Annotated in this window: 22 protein-coding genes and 1 tRNA gene; 15 read left to right on the top strand and 8 right to left on the bottom strand. The window is 70.6% G+C overall.

The annotated features are described in order from the left end of the window. Window positions 1–191: 191 nt before the first annotated feature. Entirely contained in the window at window positions 192–974 is a 783-nt protein-coding gene (locus AOM03_RS02015; protein WP_062377777.1) for a phospholipase A2, read from the top strand. A gap of 15 nt (window positions 975–989) precedes the next feature. Here the strand turns inward: AOM03_RS02015 and AOM03_RS02010 are convergent, their stop codons facing one another. Then, window positions 990–2663 (bottom strand): alpha/beta-hydrolase family protein, encoded by a 1674-nt coding sequence (locus AOM03_RS02010; RefSeq protein WP_082092022.1) that lies wholly within the window; start codon window positions 2661–2663, stop codon window positions 990–992. Between the two features lie 130 nt (window positions 2664–2793). Between AOM03_RS02010 and treS the strand changes: the two genes are divergently transcribed. Next, window positions 2794–4488, top strand: a complete 1695-nt coding sequence (gene treS, locus AOM03_RS02005) for a maltose alpha-D-glucosyltransferase (RefSeq protein WP_062377773.1) — start codon at window positions 2794–2796, stop codon at window positions 4486–4488. Beyond that, on the top strand, window positions 4485–5816 hold the full coding sequence (locus tag AOM03_RS02000) for a maltokinase N-terminal cap-like domain-containing protein (RefSeq protein ID WP_062377771.1): 1332 nt from the start codon (window positions 4485–4487) through the stop codon (window positions 5814–5816). Before treS ends, AOM03_RS02000 begins: the two co-directional genes overlap by 4 nt. 49 nt (window positions 5817–5865) lie before the next feature. On the opposite strand, the gene AOM03_RS01995 is transcribed toward AOM03_RS02000, so the two are convergent. Beyond that, window positions 5866–6645, bottom strand: coding sequence for a DUF2705 family protein (locus tag AOM03_RS01995; RefSeq protein WP_062377769.1), 780 nt, complete (start codon window positions 6643–6645; stop codon window positions 5866–5868). Beyond that, window positions 6638–7597, bottom strand: a complete 960-nt coding sequence (locus AOM03_RS01990) for an ABC transporter ATP-binding protein (RefSeq protein WP_062377767.1) — start codon at window positions 7595–7597, stop codon at window positions 6638–6640. The genes AOM03_RS01995 and AOM03_RS01990 overlap by 8 nt, the downstream gene beginning before the upstream one ends. 241 nt (window positions 7598–7838) lie before the next feature. Here AOM03_RS01990 and AOM03_RS01985 point away from each other — a divergent pair, with 241 nt between their 5' ends. From AOM03_RS01985 to AOM03_RS01975, 3 genes are all read left to right on the top strand, one after another. Continuing rightward, window positions 7839–9329, top strand: a complete 1491-nt coding sequence (locus tag AOM03_RS01985) for a ribonuclease E domain-containing protein (protein ID WP_062377765.1) — start codon at window positions 7839–7841, stop codon at window positions 9327–9329. Window positions 9330–9502: 173 nt separating this feature from the next. Next, window positions 9503–11746 (top strand): PAS domain S-box protein, encoded by a 2244-nt coding sequence (locus AOM03_RS01980; protein ID WP_062377763.1) that lies wholly within the window; start codon window positions 9503–9505, stop codon window positions 11744–11746. A gap of 11 nt (window positions 11747–11757) precedes the next feature. After that, the gene (locus tag AOM03_RS01975; RefSeq protein ID WP_062377761.1) at window positions 11758–13419 is read left to right on the top strand and encodes an FAD-dependent oxidoreductase; all 1662 of its coding nucleotides are present in this window, start codon (window positions 11758–11760) and stop codon (window positions 13417–13419) included. On the opposite strand, the gene AOM03_RS01970 is transcribed toward AOM03_RS01975, so the two are convergent. Next, window positions 13416–13715, bottom strand: a complete 300-nt coding sequence (locus AOM03_RS01970; RefSeq protein ID WP_439645023.1) for a UBP-type zinc finger domain-containing protein — start codon at window positions 13713–13715, stop codon at window positions 13416–13418. The genes AOM03_RS01975 and AOM03_RS01970 overlap by 4 nt on opposite strands. 135 nt (window positions 13716–13850) lie before the next feature. Between AOM03_RS01970 and AOM03_RS01965 the strand changes: the two genes are divergently transcribed. Together AOM03_RS01965 and AOM03_RS01960 are read left to right on the top strand one after the other, a co-directional pair. Beyond that, window positions 13851–15500 (top strand): SDR family NAD(P)-dependent oxidoreductase, encoded by a 1650-nt coding sequence (locus AOM03_RS01965; RefSeq protein WP_082092020.1) that lies wholly within the window; start codon window positions 13851–13853, stop codon window positions 15498–15500. A 38-nt stretch (window positions 15501–15538) separates the two neighbouring features. Next, the gene (locus tag AOM03_RS01960) at window positions 15539–16636 is read left to right on the top strand and encodes a class I SAM-dependent methyltransferase (protein ID WP_062379091.1); all 1098 of its coding nucleotides are present in this window, start codon (window positions 15539–15541) and stop codon (window positions 16634–16636) included. Window positions 16637–16824: 188 nt separating this feature from the next. On the opposite strand, the gene AOM03_RS01955 is transcribed toward AOM03_RS01960, so the two are convergent. From AOM03_RS01955 to AOM03_RS01945, 3 genes are all read right to left on the bottom strand, one after another. Next, on the bottom strand, window positions 16825–17760 hold the full coding sequence (locus tag AOM03_RS01955) for an FRG domain-containing protein (RefSeq protein ID WP_062377754.1): 936 nt from the start codon (window positions 17758–17760) through the stop codon (window positions 16825–16827). 79 nt (window positions 17761–17839) lie between these two features. Next, window positions 17840–18556 carry a TY-Chap2 family putative peptide chaperone gene (locus AOM03_RS01950; protein WP_062377752.1) on the bottom strand — a complete coding sequence of 239 codons (717 nt, stop codon included), beginning with the start codon at window positions 18554–18556 and terminating at the stop codon, window positions 17840–17842. Next, on the bottom strand, window positions 18556–20034 hold the full coding sequence (locus AOM03_RS01945) for an ADP-ribosylglycohydrolase family protein (protein WP_062377750.1): 1479 nt from the start codon (window positions 20032–20034) through the stop codon (window positions 18556–18558). The genes AOM03_RS01950 and AOM03_RS01945 overlap by 1 nt, the downstream gene beginning before the upstream one ends. A 78-nt stretch (window positions 20035–20112) precedes the next feature. Here AOM03_RS01945 and AOM03_RS01940 point away from each other — a divergent pair, with 78 nt between their 5' ends. Genes AOM03_RS01940 through AOM03_RS01925 form a run of 4 tightly spaced genes read left to right on the top strand, consistent with a single transcriptional unit; the run spans window position 20113 to window position 22704 of the window. Next, window positions 20113–20757, top strand: coding sequence for an NUDIX hydrolase (locus AOM03_RS01940; protein WP_062377748.1), 645 nt, complete (start codon window positions 20113–20115; stop codon window positions 20755–20757). Further along, window positions 20754–21125, top strand: a complete 372-nt coding sequence (locus tag AOM03_RS01935; protein WP_062377746.1) for a hypothetical protein — start codon at window positions 20754–20756, stop codon at window positions 21123–21125. The genes AOM03_RS01940 and AOM03_RS01935 overlap by 4 nt, the downstream gene beginning before the upstream one ends. A gap of 50 nt (window positions 21126–21175) precedes the next feature. Continuing rightward, a complete protein-coding gene (locus AOM03_RS01930; protein ID WP_062377744.1) occupies window positions 21176–21931 on the top strand; it encodes a TY-Chap2 family putative peptide chaperone in 756 nt (251 codons plus the stop codon). Between the two features lie 8 nt (window positions 21932–21939). Then, window positions 21940–22704, top strand: coding sequence for an N-formylglutamate amidohydrolase (locus AOM03_RS01925; RefSeq protein ID WP_062377742.1), 765 nt, complete (start codon window positions 21940–21942; stop codon window positions 22702–22704). A gap of 381 nt (window positions 22705–23085) precedes the next feature. Here the strand turns inward: AOM03_RS01925 and AOM03_RS01920 are convergent. Further along, a tRNA-Pro gene (locus AOM03_RS01920) sits at window positions 23086–23159 on the bottom strand. 128 nt (window positions 23160–23287) lie between these two features. Here AOM03_RS01920 and pcp point away from each other — a divergent pair. The 3 genes from pcp to AOM03_RS01905 all read left to right on the top strand — a co-directional run bounded on the left by pcp (window position 23288) and on the right by AOM03_RS01905 (window position 25983). Further along, window positions 23288–24226 carry a pyroglutamyl-peptidase I gene (gene pcp / locus AOM03_RS01915; RefSeq protein WP_062377740.1) on the top strand — a complete coding sequence of 313 codons (939 nt, stop codon included), beginning with the start codon at window positions 23288–23290 and terminating at the stop codon, window positions 24224–24226. Window positions 24227–24307: 81 nt separating this feature from the next. After that, window positions 24308–25228 carry a serine aminopeptidase domain-containing protein gene (locus tag AOM03_RS01910; protein ID WP_062377738.1) on the top strand — a complete coding sequence of 307 codons (921 nt, stop codon included), beginning with the start codon at window positions 24308–24310 and terminating at the stop codon, window positions 25226–25228. Next, window positions 25225–25983, top strand: coding sequence for a glycerophosphodiester phosphodiesterase family protein (locus AOM03_RS01905; RefSeq protein WP_062377736.1), 759 nt, complete (start codon window positions 25225–25227; stop codon window positions 25981–25983). Before AOM03_RS01910 ends, AOM03_RS01905 begins: the two co-directional genes overlap by 4 nt. Window positions 25984–25991 lie beyond the last annotated feature (8 nt).

Below are 25991 nucleotides of genomic sequence, written 5' to 3'. Positions count from 1 at the left end.
GGCGCCCACCGGCACCACCGTGCGTGCCGGCCAGCGGAAGGCCTCCGCCATGGCGGCGGCCGCACTCCTCCCCTCCCGCCCGGAGCGCCCGGCCGCCTCCTCGCTCAGCCGGCCCCCGCATCGTCCGGCGCCCACCGGCACCGATGCTCCAGGCACCCACCACCGCGCTCTCCCCGACCCAAGGAGTCCCCATGCCGTCCTGGAAGCACCCGCACGCATCCCGCCGCCTCCGCGCCATCGCGGCGGCCTTCACGCTCGCCCTCGTGGGCGCCGTCGCCTTCGCCCCTGCGGCGTCCGCACTCCCCGGCGATCCGAGCGGAACCCTGACCCCCCGGAGCGGGGTGTCCGTCGGCTACGAGGCGTTCCGCACCGGCTGGGGCGCCTCGGTGGAGCTCGCTCCGTCGCGGTCGTCCTGCACCGTCTACGTCACCCTGGTGGTCGAGTCCGGGGGCAACCGCACCCGCACGGTCGACTGCGGCGACGGCCCGACCGACGTCGACCTCCGGGCGGGGCTGGGCACCGGCATCGCGGGCGTGCGCATCACCGCATGCTCGTGGTGGCGCTGCGACTCCACCGGCGTCCTGCCGCTCATGGAACCGCCGGTGGATCTTGCGGCGGTCCAGGCCACCCTCGCCGCGCAGGCACCAGGCGACACCTCGGGCTGGACGGGCTCCACCGACGGGTGCAGCGTGCCGTCCGTGCCGTCATGGCTCGCGCCCACGATCGCGGGCCTCAGCGTCACCTTCGAGCCCGCCTGCACCACCCACGATCGCAACTACGGCTACTACGGCAACGCCGGCAACGGCGCCACGGACGCGGTGCGCGAGGCCGTGGATCAGCGCTTCCTCGAGCACATGCGGCTCATCTGCGACGCGCTCCCGAGCGACCGGGCGCAGTGCCTCGCGGGCGCCGACCTGTTCCACACCGGAGTGCGTTTGGGCGGCGGCGAGCCGTTCTTCCGCACCACCGCGTAGCGGCGCACCGGCGGGTCAGTTCGCCACCGGCGAGTAGGTGTCGTACTGCTCGATCACCGCTCGGACGCGGGCCAGGGCGTCCTCGCTCAGGCCCGCGTCCCCGGTCACCTGGTGCAACGCGTCCACCGCGAGGTTGCCGTACTTGTGCCCGGCATCCTCGGGCACGGCCGTCGACAGGATCAGGTCGATGAGTCCCTGGAACGCGGTGACGACGGGGATCCACACCATGTCCTCGCTCACCGAGTCCGACCGCTGGCCCTCCTCGAGCCACTCCGGCTTCTTCCAGATCACGCTCGGCCCGATCCAGGTGATGGGGTCGTTGCCGTGCTGGATGAACGCGATCCGCGTCTCCTCCCACGGGCCCGGGAGCACCTCGAGGCCGCCCCACTCGTCGGACCACCGCACATGCAGGCCCGCGTCGAGCACGGGCAGCGGATAGGGGCTGCCCGGGTCGCGCGCGTCCTGCGCCGCGCTCCACAGCGGCGTGAACGACGGCGTACCCGCGAGCACCGCGCCCTCCGTCGAGGCGAGCAGGTCCGCCATGTCGTCGTAGGCGGCCTGGATCCCGAAGGACCCCAGGCTGAGCCCGTAGACGACGAGGCGGGGACGGTCGTCCGCGGGGAGCCCCTCCCACCACGCGGTGACCGCGTCGACGAGCGCCGCGGTGCCCTCCTGGGAGAGCTCGGGCGTGAGCACGGCGGACACGGGGCTGCCGGTCGCGCCGTACTGCAGCGTGACCAGCGCGGTGTCCCCCGCGTGCAGGTACTCGAAGCCGTCGAGCGCCGCCGGGTCGAGCCAGCCGGAGCCGGTGGTGCCGGCGATCATGAGCACCGACCGCTCCGCGGCACCGGTGCGCTCGAGCTCGGCGACCGCGAGTTCCGCCCGCTCCGCGAAGGTCCCGGGGACGTCGACGCCCACGTAGACGCGGATCGGCTCGACGGCCGGCAGGTCCGTGACGAGCTCGATCTGCGCGGCCGTCGGGCCGCCGGCGACGATCTTGACGCCCGCCTGCCCCACATCGTCCCAGTCCACGAGGCTGTCGGGGGCGCCGGACCGCAGTGCGCTCGCGGGCTGCGCATACGACGGGTCGTACTGACGGTTCTTGTGCTCGGAGGCGACGGTGAGCAGCCAGGACAGCGCCCCGATCCCCAGGGAGAACACCAGCGCCATCGCGACCACGGTCGCCGCCACCGTGCCGGCCGCGGCGGCGCGCGGCCGGTCCGCCCTCCCGGGCAGGCGCGGACCGATCAGGCGCGACAGCCGCCGGTACCCGCCCGCCACGCCCCGCCCGATCGCGAAGGCCAGCCAGGAGCCGGCCGCGAACGCGACGCCGGCGACCATCCAGTCGAAGCCGCTGGTCGCCGGCATGCCCACGGCCGCGCGCACCGAGTTCTGCCAGCCGACCGCGAACGGCATGATCGCGGCCGCGCCGGCGAACCCGAGGAGCACCACCGCCCACACGGGCGCCTCCGCCGCGCGAGGCAGCCGGCCCCGTCCGAGCCGGGCGAGGCCTCGCCAGGCCATCACCCCCACCCCGTAGCCCACCGCGAACGCCAGCCCGGAGACCAGGCCCTGCCCCCACGCGGGGCGCGGGAGCAGGGACGGCGTGAGCGAGACGGCCACGGCGAGCAGGCCCAGCACCGCCCCCGCCACGTCCAGCCTCGCGCCGATGCGCACCACACGAACCATGACGCTCCCCCTTCGTCACCCTCACCCTAGCGGTGGGACCAGGCCCTTCAGCGCCATCGGAACCAGGCATTTCAGCGCTATCGGGGGCGAAGCCCTGGCCTCCTGGCCGCCGGATCAATACGGTGGGGACATGGCCGAGGGAGCAGAGGGCATCGACGCGACCGATCACGACTGGTTCAAGTCCGCCGTCTTCTACGAGGTCCTGGTCCGGTCCTTCCACGACTCGTCCGGCAACGGCGTGGGCGACCTGCGGGGGCTCACGGAGAAGCTCGACTACCTCGAGTGGCTGGGCATCGACTGCGTGTGGCTCCCGCCGTTCTTCCCCTCGCCCCTGCGGGACGGCGGCTACGACGTCGCCGACTACACGGACGTGGCACCGGACGTGGGCACCATCGAGGACTTCCAGGAGCTGCTCGACGCGGCGCACGCGCGCGGCATCAGGGTCATCATCGACTTCGTCATGAACCACACCTCGGACCAGCACCCCTGGTTCCAGGCCTCGCGCTCCGACCCGGACGGCCCGTACGGGGACTTCTACGTCTGGAGCGACACGGACGAGTCCTACGCCGATGCGCGCATCATCTTCGTCGACTCCGAATCCTCCAACTGGACGTGGGACCCGGTGCGCCAGCAGTACTTCTGGCACCGCTTCTACGGCCACCAGCCCGATCTCAACTTCGAGAACCCCGCCGTCCACCGGGCCATGCTGGACGCTCTCGACTTCTGGCTCGACCGGGGCATCGACGGGTTCCGCCTGGATGCGGTCCCCTACCTGTACGAGGAGGAGGGCACCAACGGGGAGAACCTCCCGCGCACCCACGACTTCCTCAAGCAGGTGCGCAAGCACGTGGACGACAAGTACCCGGGGCGGGTGCTGCTCGCGGAGGCGAACCAGTGGCCCGCGGACGTGGTCGACTACTTCGGCGATCCGGAGGTGGGCGGCGACGAGTGCCACATGTGCTTCCACTTCCCCGTGATGCCGCGCATCTTCATGGGTGTCCGGCGCGAGTCCCGCTACCCCATCAGCGAGATCCTCGCGCAGACGCCCGAGATTCCCGAACACTGCCAGTGGGGCATCTTCCTGCGCAACCACGACGAGCTCACGCTGGAGATGGTGACGGACGAGGACCGCGACTACATGTGGCGCGAGTACGCCACGGACCCGCGGATGAAGGCGAACATCGGCATCCGCAGGCGGCTCGCTCCCCTGCTCGACAACGACACGAACCAGATGGAGCTGTTCACCGCCCTGCTCCTCAGCCTGCCGGGCTCGCCGGTGCTCTACTACGGCGACGAGATCGGGATGGGCGACAACATCTGGCTGGGCGACCGCGACGGGGTCCGCACGCCGATGCAGTGGACGCCCGATCGCAACGCGGGCTTCTCGCGGGCGACCCCGGGCAGGCTGTCGCTGCCCGTGATCATGGACCCGGTCTTCGGATACCAGGCCATCAACGTCGAGTCCCAGGAGGCCAATGCATCGTCCCTCCTCCAATGGACGCGGCGGATGCTGCAGGTCCGGCGCCAGCATTCGGCGTTCGGCCGCGGCGACTTCTACGACCTGGGCGGCTCCAACCCGTCGGTGCTGTCGTACCTGCGCCGCGACGGCGAGGACGTCATGCTGTGCGTCAACAACCTGTCCCGCTTCCCCCAGCCCGTCGAACTCGAGCTGCACGAGTTCCGCGGCTACCGGCCCGTCGAGATGCTGGGCGGGGTCGACTTCCCCGCGATCGGCGAGCTGCCCTACCTGCTGACCCTGGCCGGCTACGGCTTCTACTGGTTCCGGCTCTCGCCGCCCACCACGACGGAAGGAATGGTCGCATGAGCGCGTGGACCGAACGCCCCGAGCTCGGCGCCTACATGGCGCGCCAACGCTGGTACGGCGAGGCCGTCGAGGAGGTGACCATCACCGAGGTGCGCGAACTCGCCTGGCTCGCCGAGCCGGCCTCCGGGGTGGGCGTGCGCTTCGAGATCGTGGTCGCGGGCGCGCCGTACAGCGTGCCGCTGTCGTACCGGGCGCAGCCGCGCGAGGACCTCTCGTACGGCTTCATCGGCGCCGTCGCGCTCGACGGCGAGGTGCTGTACGTGTACGACGCGATGCACGACCCCGAGGCGCGCGCGATCCTGCTGCGCGGCTTCCTCGACGACGCTGACAGCCCGGCGGACATCTCCTATGTGAGCCTCGAGGGCGCGCCGATCGCCGCGGACGCGGAGTCCGTGCTGATGTCGGTCGAGCAGAGCAACACCTCGGTGATCGTGGGGGACGTGCTCGTCAAGTTCTTCCGGCGGCTCGAGTACGGCAGGAACCCGGACATCGAGGTGCAGGCCGCGCTCACGCGGCTGGGGTCCGAGGAGATCTCGCCGCTGTACGGATGGATCAGCAGCGGTGACGTCGACCTGGCGATGGCCGGCGCGTACCAGCGCTCGGCCACCGACGGCTGGGACTCGGCCCGCGCCAGCATTCGCGCGCTCCAGGCGGACGACGTGCGGGCGCGCGACGCGGGCGGCGACTTCGCGGGCGAGAGCGAGCGGCTGGGCGCGGCCCTCGCGGCGGTGCACGCGCAGATGCGCGAGGCCCTGCCGACGGGCGTGTGGTCGCGGCCGGACGTCGAGGCGCTGGTGGGCCGGCTCGAGGCGCGCCTCGACCGGGCCATGGCCCTGGACCCGGCCGTGCGCGACTTCTCGGCACGGGCGCGCGCCGCCTACGCCGCGATCGACCCCGACACGCCGGTGCCGGTCCAGCGCATCCACGGCGACTTCCACCTGGGCCAGACCCTGCGCACCACGACCGGCTGGAAGATCATCGACTTCGAGGGCGAACCGGCCCAGGCGCTCGAGGACCGCGTGCGCCTCGACGCCGGCGCGCGCGACGTCGCCGGCATGCTGCGCTCGCTCGACTACGCGGCGCACTCGGTCGCGATCACCTCCGCTGGTCTCGCCGCCGGCTCGGACGATCAGGCCCACGTCGACGACTGGGTCCGGCGCAACCGCGTGGCGTTCCTGCGCGGCTACGGCTACGAGTCCTCCGAGGCCGCCGCCGCGCTGCTGCACGCCTACGAGATCGACAAGGCCGTGTACGAGTTCATCTACGAGTCGCACTACCGCCCCGACTGGGTGGAGATCCCGCTGCACGCGCTGCACCGCCTGCTGTGAACGTCGCGAACGGCGCGGGCCCCCGTGACCCGGCCGTCGCATCGTCCCCCTAGAGCTCGGTGCGCGCCCACCGCCAGAAGGCCACCACGGTGAACACCACGCAGGCCACGGCCGTCACCACGATCGCCGCGGAGGTCTCCACCGGCTCGCCGCCGATGATCGCGCCGATGACGCTCGACTCGGCTCCGCCGACCGGCACGACCAGCGACCACGGCAGGTACGCGGTCACCGCCGGCCCGAGCAGCTGCTGCCCGAACGCGAAGGCGAGCGGCACGGCGATGACCGGGCCCGCGCCGTTGAACAGGGTGCCGAGCATGAGCGTCAGGGTGAGATAGAAGAGCAGGTTGAGGGCGGCGACGGTCACGCCCAGTGCGAAGCGGAGGGGCGAGACCTCGACGCCCGCGACCGCGAGGTGGAGGAGCGTCGCCGCCGAGGGGATGACCAGCATGGTCGCCAGCGCGCCCACGGCGTTGGGCACCAGCTTGGACAGCATGAAGGCCGTGCGCGACGTGGGTTTGGAGAGCACCCATGCCGCGGTCCCACTGCGCTTCTCCCCGACGATCGCCTCCTGCATGACGATCGCGACCGCGATCGCGGCGAACATGGTCATCACCCCGAAGAGCGTGAACGCCGAGACGTCGTCAGGAGCATCGCCCCAGATCACCACCGCGAGCGAGCCGTTGATCACGGCGGTCCACAGCAGCGCCTGCACCCACCAGGTGCTGGTCCGCCACCACGCCCCGAACCCGGCGCGCATCAGGTTCGTCATGCCGCGGCGCCAGCCGCGCTCGTCCAGGCGCACCAGCCCGGCCACGTCCCCGCTAGCCATCGTGCCCTCCCTCCACCAGGTCGATGAAGATCCTCTCGAGGTCGGTGGTCTCGCGCCGGAACTGGGTCACCACCAGCGATTCGTCCTCGAGGAGGACGCGCTGCATGTGCGCGTCCGCGGGCTCGGGGTCCGTCACCGTCACGCGCAACGTGGCCGCATCGCCGCGCGCCGCGACCGACACCTCCGTCACCCACGCCTGCGCGAGGAGTGCGGCCCTGGCGCGTCCGACGTCGCCGCGGACCTCCACGGCGTAGGCGATCTCGTCACCGCCGGCGAGCACGTCGCCGATCGACCCCTGGGCCGCGATCTCCCCCTTGTTGAGGATGCACACGGTGTCGCTCACCCGCTGCACGTCGTCGAGGATGTGCGTGGAGTAGAACACCGTCGACGTCTCCCGGAAGCCCTCGAGGATGGCGAGCACGTCGCGCCGGCCCAACGGGTCGAGCGCCGCGGCGGGCTCGTCGAGGATGAGCAGCTCCGGCTCGTGGATCTGCGCCTGGGCGATGCCGAGCCGCTGCCTCTCGCCGCCCGAGAAGCTCTTGATCGGGCGGTCCGCCTTGTCCTCCAGCCCGACGAGGGCGAGCATGCGCTCCACGCGGGCATCGATCCCCGCCGCCGGTCCAGAGAAGAAGAAGCCCGCCGCGAAGCGGAGCGTCTCGCGGGCGGACATGTGCTCGTAGAAGCGCGGGTCCTGGGGCAGGTAGCCGATCCGGGCACGGATCTCGGGGCTGTCGCGCACGATGTCGAGCCCGAAGATGCTCCCGGTGCCGCCGCTCGGGCGGATCAGGCCCAGGAGCATCTTCATCGTGGTCGTCTTGCCCGCGCCGTTCGGCCCCAGGAAGCCGAAGATCGAGTGGCGCGGGACCTCGAGACGCAGCGCCTTCACCGCATCGACGCCCCCGTACGACTTGGTCAGCGCGTCGGTGGCGACGACAAGCTCTCCCTCGCCCATGCGCCCCTCCCCCCTAGGAAGGCCCGTCGGCGCGGTGGAGTTCGGTGGGCGCGTCGCCGGACGTGAGACCGCGCGTCCGCGCGCGGCCCCTTCTCGAACGTATCAACGCAGGTCACGACGTGCAGGGTCGGGAAGGCCGATGCATCGGGCACCTTTTGCCATAACGCCGTGACGAAGGTCACGAGCGAGGCTCGGTTGCCGCTGTAACACTGTTGTGCAATCACAACCCCGGAGGCTCCCCTTGCGCAAGACCACCGCCGCATTCGCACTCGGCACCACCGCCGCGCTCACGACCGGACTGGCCGCGCCGGCGCTCGCGCTGGACGACACGCCCGACCTCAACGGCACCATCGCCAACGTCCTCGAGAAGGCGACGTGCGGCTCCGACCTCGAGCTGGACATCACCTGGGGCTTCGAGCCCCGGCACACCACCGCGGACAACGGGACCCCGATGGACGTGGTGCTCCACTTCCAGGCGACCGGCCAGTCCGTGTTCACCATTCACGACCAGGACCGCGACCTGCGGGGCTACCACGCCACGATTCCCGCCTCGTATCTCCCCGACGGACCGTACGACTACACGCTGTCGGTGACCTTCGACGGCAAGACCGTCGACCCCGCGCACACCGGCAGCGTCGACTGCCCGGTCCCCGACCCCGTGGTCGAGGTGCCGGTCGAAGACCCCGACACGGTCGTGAAGTCCGGCGAGTCGCCGGCCGTCGAGCAGTACGACACCGATCCTGGCCCGACCGTTGTGGGCGGCTCCACCGACGACCAGCCCGTCGAGACCACCGTCACCGGCGTCGCCGACACCCTCACCGGCACGAGCCCCGCCACCGGCCTCTACGACACCGACCCCGGTCACACCATCCAGGGCGGCTCGACCGACGACCAGCCCATCGAGACCACCGTCACCGGCGTCGCCGACACCCTCACCGGCACCAACCCCGCCACCGGCCTCTACGACACCGACCCCGGCGAGACCATCCAGGGCGGCTCCACCGCCGACCAGCCCGTCGACACCACCGTCACCGGCGTCGCCGACACCGTGGCGGGGTACTCCCCGTCGGGCGCGCAGTCCGACGCCCAGGCTCCGGTGCCTTACCAGTGGCCGGACGCCACGCCGCCCACCCCGCCCGCGCTCGCGGACGACGCCGCCCCCGACCTGATCCCGCCGACCACGCAGGAGACTCCGCAGCTGGTCCCGCAGAAGGCGGACGTCATCGTGGTCACCGGGCAGTCGACCACTGCGGGGGGCAACTCGCCCGTCCCGGCCCCCGTGGCGGTCCCTGGCCAGACGTATGCCGGCGGGATCGCCCAGCAGGTGCCGGACCAGCCCGCCTCGGCCGCGCCGAGCCGGAGCCCCTTGGCGGTTCCGGCCACCACCCAGGCCGAGCCCGCGCTGCAGCCCGCCGCCGCGCAGACGCCGGCGCTCGCCGCGGCGACCGAGCCCGCCGCGCCGACGGCCGCGACCGCCGCGACCCCGGCCCTCCTCGACGCGGTCGCGACTCCGACCACGGACGTTCCCACAGCCCAGGACGAGACCGCGTCCGAGCCGTCCACCACCAGCGAGTCCCCGACCACCGCGACCACCTCGGCGAGCGCGGTCGAGCGCTCGACCCTGTCGTCGACCGGTGCGAGTGACCAGCTCTACGTGCTGGCCGGCGGCGCCGCCCTGATGATGCTCGCGGGCACCGCCACCGTCGGCCTGGCACGACGCCGCCGGGACTGACCCACCCCAGCCTCGCCCACCGCAGGGTGCGCCGGTTCGCGACCGAGCGAGGCACGATCAGGCCATCCGATGCATGGGGCCGCGCCGTGACCGGGCGCGCACCGATCTTTTGACGGCCTGCCAGGCCTCCCATACTTTTGAGGAAACCCACGACGCGACGTTGCGTCGGATCCGTGAGGAGTCCCGCCATCTCCCACTTCGGCCTGGTCATCATCATCGGGGACGACCCCGCCTGCGCGGCCGAGCTGCAGGAGATCGTGGAGCGCGGCGACTACGCGGTGACCACAGCGGCCGGCAGCGCCTTCGCTCCGGAAGCCGTTCTTCGCGCCGCCCCGGACCTCGTCATGATCGATGGCGGAATCGCCGGGATGCACCCCGACACACTCATCCGCGAGTTCAGGTCGAACCCCCGCACCCAGGACACCCCGGTGATCCTCATCGCGACCGGCGAGGACGCATCGGCGCGCATGCTTGGCCTGGAGGCGGGCGACGACCTCATCACGCGCCCGTTCGAGCCGCGGGAGGTGCTGGCGCGGGTGGAGCGCCAGGTCACCGTGGCGAAGGTCAGGATGGCACTGCGCGAGTCGGAGGCCAAATTCAGGTCCGTCATGGAGTCGGCGATCGACGCGATCATCTCCGCCGATGCGCGGGGCCGGATCCGGTCGTGGAACACCGCCGCGGCCGCGCTCTTCGGGTACGCCGAGGACCAGGTGATCGGGCAGCCGCTCGAGTTGATCATCCCGAAGGACTACCGGGACCTTCACCGCACCGGGGTAGACCGCGTGTCAGGAGGCGGCGAGACCCACGTGATCGGCACGACGGTCGAACTCTCCGGGCTGCGCGCCGACGGCATGGAGTTCCCGGTCGAGCTGTCGCTGGCGACGTGGTTCCTCGACGACGACCGCTATTACACCGGCATCATTCGCGACATCAGCGAGCGCAAGCAGGCGGAGGAGAAGTTCCGGTCGGTCACCGAGTCGGCGATCGACGCGATCATCTCCGCGGACCACTCAGGCGAGATCATCAGCTGGAACAAGGCGGCGACGCGGATCCTCGGGTACGCCGAGGAACAGGTGCTGGGGCAGCGTCTCGAGATGATCATCCCGCCCCGCTACCACGACGCGCACCGTGCCGGCATGGCGCGATTCACGGCCACGGGTGAGGCCCACGTGATCGGCACGACCGTCGAGCTCGCGGCGATCCATCAGTCGGGCGAGGAGTTGCCCATCGAGCTGTCGCTGTCGACGTGGACCGTCCAGGACGCGCGTTACTACACGGGCATCATCCGTGACATCCGCGAGCGCAAGCGTGCCGAGGACGCGCTCCGCGCGAGCGAGGCCGCCCTCCGGGAGCGCACCGAGGAGCTGAAGCGCAAGAACGATGCGCTGGTGGAGACCCTGGCGCGGCTGAACGAGATGCAGGACCAACTGGTGATCCAGGAGAAGATGGCATCGCTCGGCAAGCTGAGCGCCGGCATGGCGCATGAGATCAACAATCCGGCGGCGTCCGCGCAACGCGGCGCGGCCCAGTTGCGCTCCGCCTTCACGCGCCTGGAGCTGATCCACCGGCGCCTGTGCGCCGCCGACCTCTCCTCGCCCCAGCGGGATGAGATCGACCGGCTCGACGGCCTGATCGTGGAACGAGCCCTCCACCCCGCGGAATTGAACGCCGTGACGCGGAGCGACCGGGAGGAGGAGTTCGAGCGCTGGCTCGACGGGCTGACCGACGACGTTGCGGGCAACGTCGCCTCCGCGCTGGTGGGGCTCGGCCTTGCTTCGGATGACCTCGACCGGCTGAGCGCGACCTTCGACGATGCGGTGCTGCCCGTGGTGGTCGAGTGGGCCGCCTTCACCTACACGATCCACTCGCTGTTCTCGGAGATCGCGGTCGGAACCCACCGCATCGTCGAACTCGTGAAGGCGCTCAAGACCTACACGTACATGGACCAGGCCCCCGTCCGCGAGACCGACGTGCGGGAGGGACTCGACAACACGCTGATCATCCTGCACAACAAGCTCAAGAACGGAGTGACCGTCGTGCGGGAGTACGCCGAGGACCTGCCCCGGATCCAGGCGTTCGCGGGTGAGCTCAACCAGGTGTGGACCAACATCGTGGACAACGCCGTCGACGCGATGAACGGCGAGGGTCGGATCGTCGTCCGCGCGTTCCACGAGGAGCCGTGGGTGGTCGTGCAGATCGAGAACGACGGACCGGTGATCCCGCGCGAGGTGCGGTCCCGCATCTTCGACCCGTTCTTCACCACGAAGGGTCCCGGGGAGGGCACCGGGCTCGGCCTCAACATCTCTCGGTCGATCGTGGTGCAGAAGCATCACGGGCAGATCGACGTCGCCTCGCGACCCGGTCAGACGTGCTTCTCCGTCCGCCTGCCCGTCCACCACACCCCGCCGGACCAGTGAGGGGCCCCACCGTGCCCAAGCCGATCATCCTCGCCGTCGACGACGAGCCCCACGTGCTCAACGCCGTCACGCGTGACCTGCAGGAGCGCTATCGGGGCGACTACCGCATCGTCAAGGCGCTCTCCGGCCAGGAGGCGCTCGAGGCGACGCAGGAGTTCAAGCGCCGGGGCGCCGCGCTCGCACTGCTCGTGGTCGACCAGCGCATGCCGGGTATGAGCGGGATCGAACTGCTCGGGCGGGCGATCAACCTGTACCCCGACGCGAAGCGGGTGCTGCTGACCGCATACGCCGACACCGACGCCGCGATCGCCAGCATCAACGAGGTCGCGCTCGACTACTACCTGATGAAGCCGTGGGACCCGCCCGAGGAGCAGCTGTATCCGGTGCTCGACGATCTGCTCGACGCCTGGGCCGCCACCGTTCCCGTGCCCTACGACGGCATCCGCGTTGCGGGCACCCTGTGGTCGCCGCGCTCGCACGCGGTGAAGGAGTTCCTCGCCCGGAGCCAGATTCCCTATCAGTGGCTCGACATCGACAAGGACGACGAGGCGCGCTCGCTCGTCGAGGCCTCGACACCCGGACGGAACGTTCTGCCGCTACTCTTCCTCCCCGACGGCACCGTCCTCGAGGATCCCGACCTGCAGGTGCTGGCCGACAAGGTGGGCCTCCGCTCCCCCGCCCTCGAGCCGTTCTACGACCTGGTGGTGATCGGCGCCGGCCCCGCAGGCCTCGCGGCCGCCGTCTACGGGGCCTCGGAGGGCCTGCGGACGGTGGTGGTCGAACGCGAGGTGCCCGGCGGGCAGGCCGGCACGAGCGCACGCATCGAGAACTACCTGGGCTTCCCCCAGGGCATCGGCGGGGCGGACCTCGCCCGCCGCGCGGCCACGCAGGCGCGCCGCCTGGGCGCGGAGCTGTTGGTCGCGCAGGAGGTGACGAGCGTGCGCGTCGAGGGCCAGTACCGCATCGTCACCCTCGACGACGGCAGCGAGCTGAGGTGCCACGCCCTCCTGCTCGCAACCGGGGTCGCCCTCCGCACACTCGACGTGCCGGGTCTCGAGCCTCTGCTGGGCGCCTCTGTGTACTACGGCGCGGCCACGTCGGAGGCCGGCAACTACCGGGACCGGGACGTCCTGGTAGTCGGCGGCGCCAACTCCGCAGGCCAGGGCGCGATGTTCCTGTCACGATTCGCCAGGAGCGTCACCATCCTGGTGCGCGGGGAGTCGTTGCACCGGAGCATGTCCCGGTATCTCATCGATCAGATCGAGCGGACCGCCAACATCGCCGTCCGGCCACGAACAGAGATCACGGCCGTCGCGGGCGACCGTCACCTGAGCAGCGTCACGCTGCTCGACCATGGCACCGGGGCGATGGTGACCGAGCCCGCGGACGCGATCTTCATCTTCGTGGGGGGCGTGGCCCGCTCGGAGCTGGTCGCCGATCTGGTCGAGTGCGACCCCGCCGGCTTCATCCTCACGGGACAGGACCTGGTCGCCGGAGGCCGCAGGCCGCGCGGCTGGCATCTGCCGCGCGACCCGCTCCTGATGGAGTCGAGCGTCCCCGGCATCTTCGCCGCGGGCGACGTGCGCCACGATGTGGTGCGTCGCGTCGCCTCGGCAGTGGGCCAGGGCTCCGTCGCCGTCAGCGCGGTCCACCGGTACCTCGAGACGGTCTAGCGTCCCTCGAGGATCTCCCGCCAGTCCTCGGGCACGCGCCCGGCCGGACCGGGCGCGGGCTGGTCCGCCGGATGGCTCGTGGGCGCCGTGAGAGCCGGTCCTTCACGCATGGCCTCGCCTGGGTAGTCCCAGAACCACTCCTCGCCGGGCTCGAAGCTCTGCACCACGGGGTGGCCGGTAGCGGCGGCGTGTCGGCGCGCATGCGTGCTCAGCGAGCCGTCGCAGCAACCGACGTGGCCGCACCGCGCGCAACGGCGAAGGTGCCACCACCAGCCGCCGTCCCGCTCGCACTCCATGCACCCGGGCCCGCTCGGAGGGACCTCGGCGTCGAACGCATCGTCCGATTGAGCCGCCATGACTCCCCCCGTCCCCCCTGTGCGCCGCGTTGTTCGACACGGGCGCGGCGCGGCCAGCATGACTTCCCCGCCACTATGGGCCCATTTGGATGCGCGACTCAAGCCCCATCGCCAAGGATCCCTGCGCAGGGATCCCCAGGGCGCGCTTTGCCCACGCCGCCCCCGGCGGGGGGCACTGTCGATGCCGGCGGTACCATCGACCGAGTGCCCGACACTCCCGCCCCTGCATCCAGCCCGCACGTCATCGATCCCGCGGAGCTCGAGGTCACCCTGCGAGTCCTGGCGTCGCTGAGCGAGATGGACGAGGACGATCCCGACTTCACCGTCGTGCGCAACGCCACGGCCTCCATGATCAAGGCCGTGAAGCATCGTCGCCGCAAGGACCGTCGTGCCGCTATCGCCGAGGCCGACTCCGCGGTGGTGGCCGCGACGGCGACGGGCGCCGCGGATCGCATCGACGACGAGACCCGGGGGCTCACGCTCGAGGCGCGCGTGACTTCTCCCACCGCGGGCACCTACCTCAGGCCCCGTCCCTGCTACATCTGCAAGCAGGACTACACGACCGTCGACGCGTTCTATCACCAACTGTGCCCCTCCTGCGCGGAGACGGGTCACGCCAAGCGCCACGCCCGCACCGACCTGCGCGGGCGCCGTGCCTTGCTGACGGGCGGCCGCGCCAAGATCGGGATGCACATCGCGCTCCGGCTCCTGCGCGACGGTGCCGCGCTGACGCTGACGACCAGGTTCCCGCGCGATGCCGTGCGGCGCTTCGCGGCCATGCCCGATGCCCCAGAGTGGCTGTCTCGCCTCACCGTGGTCGGGATCGACCTGCGCGACCCCTCTCAGGTCGTGGCCCTCGCCGATACGGTCGCGGCGGACGGCCCGCTCGACATCCTCATCAACAACGCGGCGCAGACGGTTCGTCGCTCCCCCGGCGCCTACGCGCCCCTGGTCGACGCCGAGTCCGTGCCGCTCTCGCCCAGACTCTGGGAGGAGGGCAACGGCCCCCACCTTCTGACGCTGGGGCACACCAGCGACGCGCACCCGCGCGGCATCGAGGCGAGCATCGCCGTCCATCCCCTGCTGGCGTCCGCACATCACGGAGAGATGGCCGATCAGTCGGCCCAGCGCCTCACCGACCTGGCGCTCGCGCCGGGGTCCTCGTCGCTGGAGCGGCTCGCGGACGGTACGGCCATCGACGCGGGCGGGCTGGTGCCGGACACGCATGACACCAACTCGTGGGTCCAGGCGGTCGGCGAGGTCACTCCGCTCGAGCTGCTGGAGGTGCAGCTCTGCAACTCGACCGCGCCGTTCATCCTGATCAACCGCCTGCGCACGTCGCTCGCGGCGGCGGCCCGCGCATCGTCCAGCGGGCGATCCTACGTGGTGAACGTCTCCGCCATGGAGGGCGTGTTCGAGCGAGGCTACAAGGGCCCCGGGCATCCGCACACCAACATGGCCAAGGCGGCGCTCAATATGCTCACCCGCACCAGCGCGCGCGAAATGTTCGACTCCGACCGGATCCTCATGACGTCCGTCGATACCGGGTGGATCACCGATGAGCGCCCGCACCCCACCAAGGTGCGGCTCGCCGAGGAGGGTTTCCACGCGCCCCTGGACCTGGTCGACGGTGCCGCACGCGTCTACGACCCTGTGGTGCGCGGCGAGGCCGGCGAGGACCTCTTCGGGGTGTTCCTCAAGGACTACGCGCCGTCGAGGTGGTGACCGCCCGCGGCTACGCTTTCCACGTGATCTTCGATGCGATGCGGCGCTGGCCCGACGTCGAGGCGCCCGGGCTTGTCGCCGTCGACGCGGCGGATCGACTGATCCTGGACGAATCCGCGGAAATGCGAGCGTCCGCCCAGCCAGGTGACATCGTGGTGATCAACGACGCCTACGGCGCGCTCACCCTGGGGGCGGCGCAGGCCGGCGCGAGTGGGATGGGTACGCACATCGACGCGCTCACCGGAGAGCGCGCGCTCGACGCCAACGCGTCGCGCGTGAGCCTCACCGGCAGCTTCCGCACGCTCCCTCTCGACGCTGAACTGGTTCGCGGGGCGCGGGTTGTCCTGCTCCGCCTGCCCCGCTCCCTCGACGCCCTGCGCGACATCGCCGGCCTGATCGCCGCGCACGCGGACCCGAGGGTCGTCGTGGTCGCGGGCGGGCGGCTCAAGCACATGTCGGTGTCGATGAATGACGTGCTGCGCGAGAGCTTCGAGCAGCTGGACATCAGCCATGCTCGGCAGAAGTCGCGGGTGCTCATCGCTCGCGCGCCACGGGACGGTCGCGATCCGTCCCCTGCCGCCGCACGGGTCGAAGGTCTCGAGGTGCGGGCGTTCGGCGGGGCCTTTGCGGGCGCGCGGCTCGACATCGGCACGCGCCTGCTCCTCGACAACCTTCCCGACGCTCCGGCCGGAGGGACTCCCGACGATCCCCTCATCGATCTGGCCTGCGGCACGGGGATCGTCGGTGCGTGGATCGCAACGCGGTATCCCGGTGCCCATGTGTACGCGTGCGATCAGTCGGCCGTCGCGGTCGCGTCCGCGCACGCGACGATGCTCGCCAACGGGATCTCGGATCGGGTCGCTGTGGTCCGGGACGACGTGCTCGGCACCAGGCCGTCCGCAAGCGCATCCTTCATCGCGCTGAACCCGCCATTCCACTCGGCCGCGGCCGTGACCGACCTCATCGCGCCCCGCATGTTCGCCGATGTCGCCAGGGTCCTGCGCCCCGGGGGTCAGCTGTGGTGCGTGTGGAACTCCATGCTCAGGTATCGGCCGCTGCTCGAAACTGCGATCGGCCCGACGAGCCAGGTCGCGCGCAACGCCAAGTTCACGGTCACCGTCTCGACGCGTCGCTGAGCACTGCGCGGCCGATGCGCTCAGGCACATACCTCTGAGCGGATCCCTCCTCAGCTCGAGGGCCGCAGCGGCGCGATCGCCAAGGCCAGCCCGGCAACAAGAAGCACGGTGACGATGAGCGACCGTCGGCTGCCGCAGCAGGAGCGTCCTGTGAGCGCTTAGAGGCCGAGCGAGGGCCCCTCGAATGCCTAGTCGCGGCCGCTTCCGATGAGTTCTTCCGGCCGCTTCTCGAGCCAGCGGGCGAGACCGAACATGTCTGGGTACATCGTCGATGTCCGGATCCCGTAGCGGCGCTCGAGCTGGTCGCGGATCTCTGCCTTCGCACGTTGCGCGACCCGGAAGGTGAACACCGGCGCGCGATCTGCCGGAAGCACGCCGTCACGGGCCCGGGTGAGCTCAAGCGGCATCGAGCTGTACTGCCGCATCTGCTCGACGCTCCACCGCGACCGCTCCCCCGGTGCCACGCGCCCAATACCAGTCCTGTTCGCGTCGATGGCAACGCCGTCGAGCAAGAATCCGGCGCTCTGCGCGGCGATGCGCGAGTGGTAGACCGGCGGGCGCCAATATCGACGCCAGGTGCCGGTGCCCCAACGCTTCTGAGCTCGGATCGCGTCATCCGTGAGCGCGTGCCACAGCGGCTCGCGTGTATGCCAATTCTGGTTCAGCGTGATGTCGCTCTTGTCGGGAGCGACGAATGCGAAGATGCGTCCGTCAGCCTCTTCCTCGGGATCCGGGCCCGAAGGCTCAGTTGCGAACCACAGTGCGAACATCGGGTTCTCGGTGACGTCGAGCAGTCGAGTGGGCCCTCCGACGTGCTGCAGCTCGGCGAAGATCTCGATCGCGGGCTTGCCGTCGAAGCGCCAATCGGTGCGCGCATGGTCGAGGATCCGCTTCTCCGCGTCGACCATCTCCTGCTCGGTCGGCGGCCTGTGGCGGACTCCCCGGAGTGCGCGGTAGAGCGAGCTCTCGACGCCCCAGTTGGCGTTGCGGGCGCCGCGCCACAGCAAGCGCTGCGCCGGATAGCGTCCGGTGAGTTCGTTCACCTGGATCTGGAAGTCCGGCCAGCTCTCGATCGGCTCGGGCTCCCACTCGCGGAAGAAGTCGGCGGCGAACGGTCCGGCCATTGGCGCTCCTCAGTCGTGTTGGCCGCACACTATCGCCTGGTCGTCAACCGCGTCACGCCGGAGCGCACCTGTTTCACCCTCAGGTCCACAGCGACTTCCCGAGCGACATCACGACCGCGGGTGCCAGGCTCGAATCCATGCGGCGGTACGTATCAAGCAGGTCCGTCGAACCATGAACGGTCCGCACCTGTCCGTACCTGTCGAACACCGCCACAGGCTCCAGATCGCGCATGAGCACCCATGCCTGGCTCACAGGCCCCGCATAGAGCTCGTCGATCTCATCCTCGGCTCGCCAGAAGTCACGGAGTTCCGCGATCGAAGCCCACCCTGCGGCTTCCCCCATCCACGACAGGTCGTGCAACACGTGCGGGTCCTCGACACGCTCGCCACGCAGCGTCCACGAGTAGCGAGAGTTGACCATCGCGGCCAGGGCCCATGCGATCGCTCGGTAACCGATGGTGGTTCCGGTGGTTGCCGGCGTCTCGGCGGGCTTGCCCATTCCGTGAGCGTCCTCAACCTTGCGCAGGATCGCGTGCGGGTTGATCTGTTCGAGCAGTGCGGGCGGCGCGACGCCGAACTCGCGGCCCTTGATCGCGATGCCTGCGGTGCGCGAGAAGCCGACGCGGACCTCGCGGCCGTCGATCGTGCCGGCGGCCTCGACGACGGCTCCGACCTCGTCGAAGACCGACTCGATCAATCCCATCCGGGGATGTCGTCGGCACAGCTCCGACGCGACCCACCACAGCTGCGAGTCGATGAACCGGTCGGCCGGGCGGAACACCTTGGTGCCGCTCATCACTTCACCTGCGCGAGGTGGGCACGGAAGGCGGGGTTGGGGTCGGCAGCAGGCAACGCCGCCACCACATCCGCGAGAGCCTGCTCCGGCGCTACCCCCAGGTGCCTCGTCGCATACAGTGCCGCGACGGTGGGCGTCCGCGATTGTGCTGCGACGCAGTGCAGGTAGACGCGCTTGCCATCGGCCCGCAGCGCGGCAACGGTGTCGGCGGCCTCCTCGAGGACGAAGGCGAGGTGCACGTTCGCGTCCGGCTCGGAACGATCGATAAGCCACACCTCAGCGACGTCTTCGCGGCGGATGCGCGCCGGCACCTCGCGACTCCCGAGCTGGCACAGCGACACGACGGCGTCGATGTCCGCGGGCAGATCTGCAAGATGGGCCACGCCGCCCATCAGCACGCCGTTGTCGTGTGGATGAACGGCGGTCGCGTCGCGCCCGCTCCAGGTCGAGTAGTCGACGCTGTCTCCCGTGAGCCAGCCGCGCGAGTCGGGCCTGCCGTCACGCACAGCGAGGACTGCCAACCTGGTGAGCTCACGTGCACCCAGTCCCGGGTATCCGTGGAGCAGCCGCTGCCAGCCGATCGGGATCGCCGAGGCGCCGACGAGCGCGCCGGCGAGTGCACCGGCGATTGCGGCGACGGTGTCGGTGTCGTTGTGGATGCGGATCGCGGCCTCGATGGTGCGGCGGAACGCGGCGGGTGTGTGCGTCGAAGGGTCGTCAAGGACGATGCCGCCGGCACAGATCGCCGCGTACGCTGCCTGGACCGCGTGGACCACCCAGCCGTTGTGCTGGAATGCATCCGGGTCTGCGCCGTCTGCTGCGGCGAGCATCGCACCCCACCGCTCGCGACGCTCGACAGGCAAGGCGGCGAGAGCGTGGTCCAACCTCACCCGACCGTCGCGCACAGCAAGGTGAATCAGCACGCTCCACAGGGCCGCACCGTCGCGGGCGTCGTCCTCGAAGTGCGTCAGTGCGGCGATCGCGTGGGCGGCCGCGGCGACCTTTGCGACTCCGTCGCTCTCGGCCATGTAGGCGAGTCCCACGGGCGCGGTGCGCATCACTGAGCCGTTGCCGCCGCTGCGGCCGTGCGCTTCGTGGACCCGGCGTGCGGATGCTGTCGCGGCGGCCGCATCGTCGCCCCGCATGCCTTTCAGGACCTGAGAGGTCTGGATGCCGACATCCTTCGCGCCGCGTGCCCAGGTGGCCCATTCCTGGACGATGCGGTTGTGGACCTCTGCGCTGGCAAGGTCCAGTCCTGCCGCGGCAGCGCGCAGGATCGGCACCGCCATGGAGGTGTCGTCGGTCCACTCGCCTCTGTCCCACATGCCGTTGCCGGTCATGTCGTCGGCACTTCCGGCGAGAGTGAGGTGGGGCCGGGCGGGTCCGAACTCGTAGGGCGCGCCGATCGCGTCGCCGACGGCGGATCCCAGGATGGCGCCGGCGGCGCGGTGGGCGATGGAGTTGCTGATCTTCGTCATGGTGGTCCCCCCTCGATTTCTGTTAAAGCGATTCTGCGTCAATTGACAAGTTAGCGCAAGGGTGCGACATTCAGTTCTGTGGCCGTACACACCGACTCCTCCGGCAAGACGCTCGCCGACTACCCGCGCCCCTCGGTCGCCGTCGACACGGCGGTCCTCACTGTGACCGACGGGACCTTGTGCGTGTTGCTGGTGGACGATGCGCGGGACAGGTCACGCAGGCTCCCCGGCACCTTCCTCCACGCGGGCGAAGTGCTGGCCGACGCGGTCCGCAGGTCGCTGGCCGACAAGGGGGGCCTGACAGGACTCGCTCCAACCCAACTGCACGTATTCGATGCACTCGACCGCGACGACCGCGGCTGGGTATTGTCCGTCGCACACCTGGTCGCCGTGCCAGCCGATCGACTCGGCGAGGCCACGCTTGCACCGGTGACCGACGTCGGACCCCTCGCCTTCGACCACAGGGCGATCCTCGAGCTGGCCGTCGCACGACTGCAGGCCGACTACAGGGAGCGCCCCGATCCGTGGGGCCTTCTGGCGGCTGGCCCGTTCACACTGCTCGAGCTCGAGCGGCTACACCGTGCCGTCGATCCCTCTCGTCCGGACCACAAGGACACGTTCCGTCGCCTCATGGAACCACAACTGCTCGACACGGGCGAGCTCGAGCAAGGAACCGTAGGCAAGCCTGCCAGGCTATTCACCAGGAAGCGAGGGCAACGATGACCGCCGAGAATCCCGAACCGATCACGCAGCTCGAGTTGATTGCGCTTCAACGCCTCTACCTCGATGCGAAGGCGCGCGGCGATGCGGAGGCCGTTGCCTCGCTCAAGTCCCTCTTCGCAACTCGCTCCAGAGAGTTCGGCGCGGGCCGATCTCTCGCCGACATCGTGGGCCCGATCGACGACGACGGCGCCGCATACGGCAGGTTCCTCGCCTCTCTCGATCGACTACCGCCGGCTCCGCCGCGCAAGTGCTTCGCACCCCGCCTCAGCCGCACCGAGCGCGAGTCCTGGCTCAAAGCCAACCTCATGAATGGCGACGACTGGACCGACGACGAGATCCTCTTGGCCATGGGCTCCGGAATCAACTGAAGACGACGCGCTTGGCAACCACACAACCATCAGCTGAGGAGTACCGATCCATGTCGAACTTCGGCCTCGAAGACCAGGGCGCCGAGCGCGTCCGCATTGCGGCGTCCTGGGATTTCGCCGCACGCATCGTCGGAATCGACCCCGCCTCACGGGTCTACGAGTACCACCCTGGCGGCGGGATGTACGACTGCCTATCGATCGGTCGCCAAGGCCTGAAGATCGACATCAACCGCAACGGCTCAGTCCACGTCCATGTGAGCGACGGCGGAGAGGCAATGCCACTCGTCGAAGCCGAGGAATGGCGCGCGGCCGCGTCCTCCGCTCCCGGAACGGCTGCCCTCCTCGAACGCCTCGCAGCCCACTGCCGGCTCTCGGCCACTAAGAGCCCGTCACGTGCACCCTGGCCGCTGACCTACCAGGTGATCGCCCGGGTGCTCGCGAGCCGGATCTTCGACTCTGCGCTCTGGGACTGCCGGCTTCAGTTCGATGACTCGTCGGGACACTACAGCGAGCCGAACTTGCGTTTCACGGCGCCGTCGCCCGAAGCATCGTCCATTCCGCCCACCGAGTTCTGGGCCATCATGCGCGACGACAAGCCCGTCGCCTACGTGTGGAACGGCTGGGCCTGGAACGGTGTAGGTGAACGCATCAACCTCGCGGCGCGCTACTCGCGGGGCGACTCGATCGACGCGCTCGCCCGCGACCTCGTCAGCCGCTCAGGCACGAAGGCGTCGACCACGCTGCCCCCGGTGAGAGTGCAGGTCGAACCGCAGGGGTACGTCCCGCCGCCCATGGCCAATCAGTGACGCGCACGATGTCCTCGCCGATCATCCTTCACGTGCCACACGCCTCGCGCGAGATCCCAAGGGACGCCCGCGGCGGCATCGTCCTGTCCGACATCGGGCTCGAACACGAACTCGACATGATGACCGACTCCTTCACCGACGCTATCGCGTCACGCGCCGCCGAGGCCTCCGGCGCCCCACCGACCATCGTGGCGGCGCCAGTGTCACGACTGGTCGTCGACGTTGAGCGCTTCACTGACGGGTCGGAACCGATGGAGCGCGTCGGCATGGGTCCGATCTACACCGCGACCCACGACCGTGGGGTCCTGCGCGAGAGGGTCGACCGCACGCTCCTGGACCGCTACTTCCGCCCGCACGCGCAGGCAGTCGAGGACGCGGCGACCGCATCACTCGGGACGCACGGGCGCGCAGTGTTGATCGACGTCCACTCCTATCCCACCCGCCGCCTTCCCTACGAGATGGTTGAGGACGATGCGCTACGCCCCGAGATCTGCATCGGAACCGACGCGCTCCACACGCCGACACGGCTCCTTGAAGCCGCTCGCGCCGCGTTCGCGGACTACGAAGTCGCCCTCGACTCGCCGTTCGGAGGAACCTACGTGCCGCTGCGCTACTACGGCAACGACGCCCGGGTCGCCTCGATCATGATCGAGATCCGCCGGGATCAGTACATGGACGAAGCTTCGGTCCGTCAGCACGATGGGCTATCGAGACTCGCAGACGGACTCGCCGGCCTCTGCGATCGCATCACCGCGGGATCAACTCGCGTCTGACTTGCGCGCGGGCCTCTCGATATGAGCATCGATAAGGAAGCCCCCGACGGCGAGCTTCGCGCGCCGGGGCGCGGGCCCGACGGAGCCCTTGCCGCGACCGTGGGCCTCCCCGAGAGCGTTGCGCACGCCCGCGAGACCACCCGCGACAGTCGCCGCTCCGCGGAGGATCCCCTTGACGATCTGCTCGGAGCACTGGCGCGCCGCGGGGAACGTGCGCGCACCCGTCCTACTGAAGAGTGTTCGCCAAGACTGGCGCCAAGCCCACCGCTCTCATGACGGCCGGAGGCAGGCCCGCGGAATCCCCGATGACGGTCATCAGGCAAGCAGAAAGGCCGGTCCCGAAAATCGGAATCCGGCCTTCTACCAGGGATTTCTCCCGAGTCGGGCTGACAGGATTTGAACCTGCGACCCCCTGACCCCCAGTCAGGTGCGCTACCAAGCTGCGCCACAGCCCGTGACAGCCCGACTAGATTACCTGAAGTTCACCGGGCCGCGTGACATCGGAGGTCCCGGCGTGCCGCGAAACGCCCGCGCGGTCACCGGTCCCACGCCTCCGCAGGGGCCCGCGACTACCCTGTTCTCCATGGTCCGCGTGCTCATCACCGGCTTCGAGCCGTTCCGCGATGCCCCCACCAACCCCTCCTGGGACGCCGTGTCCCTCATGGCGGAGCGCTGGCGCGGTTCCGCGGAGATCATTCCGCGCCTCCTCCCGGTCGAGTTCGAGGAGGCGCCCCGCAAGCTGCGCGCCTCGATCGCCAAGCACCTCCCGGACATCGTGATCGCAACCGGCGTGGCCGAGGGCCGCCGCGGCCTCACCCCCGAGCGCGTCGCCATCAACCTCGACGACGCCTCCATCCCGGACAACGGCGGCTACCAGCCCCTCGACCAGCCCATCGCCGAGGGCGCCCCCGCCGCGCTGTGGACCACCCTCCCGGACAAGCGCATCGTCGAGGCGATGAAGGCCCACGGCATCCCCGCCTCGCTCTCGCTCACCGCCGGCGCCTACGTCTGCAACCACGTCTTCTACATGCTCCAGCGGGAACTCGAGCGCTGGGGCGTGCCCTCGGGCTTCATCCACGTGCCCGCGACGCCGGAGATGGGCCTTCCGGAGTCAGTCCCCACCGTGCCGACCGCGACCATCGCCGAGGGCCTGCGCATCGCCGTCGAGGTGACCATCGCGCACTTGAATGGGGACGATGCGCCGGTCACCTCCGTCGCCGCGCCCACCGCCGGCCCGGAGAGCGACGAGGCCGCCGCGACCGTGGCCGCGGCGGCCGCGCCCGCCGTGCCGGACGTCCCGGACGTCCCGGACGTCCCGGAGGGTCGCGAGGAGACCGACGCCGAGGCCACGCAGGCCTTCGCCATGCCCTTCGCCGAGCCGGCACCGGCACCCGTCGAGCCCGAGCCCGCGCCCGAGCCCGAGCCCACCCCTGATCCCGCGCCGACGGCATCGGCGGAGCCCGACGCCGGGCCGCGCCTGCCCACCTGGGACGAGATCATCGGCGGTCCGCGCGGCCGCTGACACCCGGACGGGGCCCAACACCGCCCCGCCCCGTGCCCCGCCGGGCACGGCATCCCGCCCGCCCCGTGGGACCATGAAGGTATGACTGGGACCTGGTCCGCCGACGTGCTGCCGGGCTTCGAGGCCCGCGCCATCGGACCCGCGACGCTGGTCCGCGCCGTCGACAGGCCGGAGCATCCCCGCGCCGCCTTCCTCCACGTCCACGGGTACAACGACTACTTCTTCCAGACGCACCTGGCCCAGTGGGCCCACGCCCAGAACCTGGCCTTCTTCGCCGTCGACCTGCGCAACGCCGGCCGATCACTGAGCGAGGGCGACGTCCCCCACTTCATGACCGACGTCGCCGAACACGGCGACGACCTCGAGACCGCAGCCGCGGCCATCGGCGAGACATACCCGAGCACGCCCCTCATCGTCCACGCACACTCGACCGGAGGCCTGAGCGCCGCGATCTGGGCCGCCGACCGTCCCGCGCCGGCGCTCGCAGGGCTCATCCTCGACAGCCCCTTCCTGCACTCCCACTTCACCCCGCGCCAGCGCCTGGCTCTGCGCGCCGTGCCGGCCATGGCGAAGGCCACGCCGCAGCGCATCGTGAGCTCCGGCCCCTCGACCTATGGCAAGCGCATGCACGTCGACAACGGCGGCCGCTGGAGCTTCGACACGACGTGGAAGAACGCCGCGGGCGTGCCGGTGCGGGCCGCGTGGCTGCACGCCGTCCGTCAGGCCCAGGCACGCGTGGCCCGTGGCCTCGACGTCGACGTGCCCGTGCTGGTCGCGCGATCCGCGCGGTCGGGGCCGGACTCCCCCGACAATCCGCTGCTCGACAGCGAGGACACGGTCCTCGACGTCGAGGCGCTCCGCCGCCTGGGCGAGCGCCTGGGCCGCAACGTCACCTCCGTGGCGATCGAGGGCGGCGTCCACGACCTCACCCTCTCGGCGCCGGCTCCCCTGCGCGACTACCTCACCGCGGTCGAGAACTGGCTCCACGGGGTACTGGTGTGACTCACGGGTACTTCGACGGCGGCTTCGCGGCGCTCGCGCACCGGGGCTTCTCGCGCGACGGGCTCGAGAACTCCATGGAGGCGTTCGAGGCCGCCGTCCGACTCGGGTTCCGCTATGTCGAGACGGACGCGCACGGCACCTCCGACGGCGTGGCGGTGGCCCTGCACGACGCGTCGCTCGACCGCACCACCGACGCCGCCGGCGAGGTGGCGACACTGCCCTGGTCGCGGGTGCGCCGCGCGCGCATCGGAGGGGTGGCTCCCGTGCCCTCCCTCGAGGATCTGCTCGGCACCTGGCCGGACCTGAGGGTGAACATCGACGTCAAGGGCGAGTCGGGCATCGTCCCCATCGCCCAGGCGATCGAGCGCACCGGCGCGCACGACCGGGTCTGCCTCGCCTCGTTCTCCGGCAAGCGCCGGCGCGCGACCGTCGCCCGGCTCAGCCGGCCCGTCGCCACCTCGGCCGGCACGAGCGAGGCCGCTCGCTACTTCGCGCTGGGGAACCTGGGACGCGGCGTCTCGGCCGTCCTGCGCCACGTCGACGGCCTTCAGATCCCGTGGACGATGCGCGGGGTCACCCTGCTGACGGGCCGTCACGTGCGCGCCGCGCACCGGGCGGGGCGGCCGGTCCATGTGTGGACCGTCAACGAGACGGCAGAGATGGAGCGTCTCATCGACCTGGGCGTCGACGGACTCGTGAGCGACCGGGCGGACCTGCTCAAGGAGACGCTTGTCGCGCGCGGGCTGTGGCGCTGACGTCATGA

The organism is Demequina pelophila, from assembly GCF_000971175.1.
Taxonomy (GTDB): Bacteria; Actinomycetota; Actinomycetes; order Actinomycetales; family Demequinaceae; genus Demequina; species Demequina pelophila.
This window is presented reverse-complemented; position numbering and strand designations above follow the sequence as displayed.

Bases quoted from the DNA above. Each gene is read 5' to 3' on its own strand.
- AOM03_RS01995 (WP_062377769.1), bottom strand. From the start codon at position 6,645: ATGGCTAGCGGGGACGTGGCCGGGCTGGTGCGCCTGGACGAGCGCGGC.
- AOM03_RS01970 (WP_439645023.1), bottom strand. From the start codon at position 13,715: ATGGAGTGCGAGCGGGACGGCGGCTGGTGGTGGCACCTTCGCCGTTGC.
- AOM03_RS01950 (WP_062377752.1), bottom strand. From the start codon at position 18,556: ATGAGCGGCACCAAGGTGTTCCGCCCGGCCGACCGGTTCATCGACTCG.
- AOM03_RS01960 (WP_062379091.1), top strand. From the start codon at position 15,539: ATGCGGCGCTGGCCCGACGTCGAGGCGCCCGGGCTTGTCGCCGTCGAC.
- AOM03_RS02010 (WP_082092022.1), bottom strand. From the start codon at position 2,663: ATGGTTCGTGTGGTGCGCATCGGCGCGAGGCTGGACGTGGCGGGGGCG.
- AOM03_RS01990 (WP_062377767.1), bottom strand. From the start codon at position 7,597: ATGGGCGAGGGAGAGCTTGTCGTCGCCACCGACGCGCTGACCAAGTCG.
- pcp (WP_062377740.1), top strand. From the start codon at position 23,288: ATGGTCCGCGTGCTCATCACCGGCTTCGAGCCGTTCCGCGATGCCCCC.
- treS (WP_062377773.1), top strand. From the start codon at position 2,794: ATGGCCGAGGGAGCAGAGGGCATCGACGCGACCGATCACGACTGGTTC.
- AOM03_RS01945 (WP_062377750.1), bottom strand. From the start codon at position 20,034: ATGACGAAGATCAGCAACTCCATCGCCCACCGCGCCGCCGGCGCCATC.
- AOM03_RS02000 (WP_062377771.1), top strand. From the start codon at position 4,485: ATGAGCGCGTGGACCGAACGCCCCGAGCTCGGCGCCTACATGGCGCGC.
- AOM03_RS01965 (WP_082092020.1), top strand. From the start codon at position 13,851: ATGGGCCCATTTGGATGCGCGACTCAAGCCCCATCGCCAAGGATCCCT.
- AOM03_RS01955 (WP_062377754.1), bottom strand. From the start codon at position 17,760: ATGGCCGGACCGTTCGCCGCCGACTTCTTCCGCGAGTGGGAGCCCGAG.
- AOM03_RS01930 (WP_062377744.1), top strand. From the start codon at position 21,176: ATGTCGAACTTCGGCCTCGAAGACCAGGGCGCCGAGCGCGTCCGCATT.
- AOM03_RS01935 (WP_062377746.1), top strand. From the start codon at position 20,754: ATGACCGCCGAGAATCCCGAACCGATCACGCAGCTCGAGTTGATTGCG.
- AOM03_RS01925 (WP_062377742.1), top strand. From the start codon at position 21,940: ATGTCCTCGCCGATCATCCTTCACGTGCCACACGCCTCGCGCGAGATC.
- AOM03_RS02015 (WP_062377777.1), top strand. From the start codon at position 192: ATGCCGTCCTGGAAGCACCCGCACGCATCCCGCCGCCTCCGCGCCATC.
- AOM03_RS01910 (WP_062377738.1), top strand. From the start codon at position 24,308: ATGACTGGGACCTGGTCCGCCGACGTGCTGCCGGGCTTCGAGGCCCGC.